Below are 539 nucleotides of genomic sequence, written 5' to 3' on the forward strand. Positions count from 1 at the left end.
GCCCACGTGGCCGCGGAGTTCCGCGTCTCCCGCCCCACGGTGGCCACCTGGGTGACCCGCTACCTGCAGGCCGGCGAGTCAGGGCTGGCCGACCGCCCGTCGACCCCGCGGCACAGCAGCACCCGCACCCCGGCGACGGTCGTGGAGCTCATCGAGGCCCTCCGCCGGAAGCGCAAGTGGTCGGCGCGGCGCATCCACCGCCACCTGGCCGAGCGAGCCATCGAGATCAGCCTGCGCACCGTGGGCCGGTGGCTGCACCGGTTGGGGATCTCCCGCCTGCGCGACCTCACCCCCGAGGGCGAGAACTCCCGCAGGGTCCCTGGTCGGATCCGGGCGGCGTGGCCCGGGCACATGGTCCACCTCGATGTGAAGAAGGTCGGGCGCATCCCCGAGGGCGGCGGCTGGCGCGCCCACGGCCGCGGGTCCACGGCCGCGAAGGCGGCCAAGCGCGGGCCAGGGGCCAGAGTCGGCTACACGTATCTGCACTCGGCCGTGGACGGTTTCTCCCGGCTGGCCTACACCGAGGCCCTCGCCGACGA

1 protein-coding gene is annotated in these 539 nt (G+C 74.8%); it reads left to right on the top strand.

Annotated features, from left to right (window positions below):
* Positions 1 to 539, top strand: a 539-nt coding sequence (locus RF647_RS19215; protein ID WP_368813130.1) for a helix-turn-helix domain-containing protein, incomplete at both ends; no start/stop codon positions are given.

Source organism: Kocuria sp. CPCC 205263, assembly GCF_040981075.1.
Classification (GTDB): Bacteria; Actinomycetota; Actinomycetes; order Actinomycetales; family Micrococcaceae; genus Kocuria; species Kocuria rosea.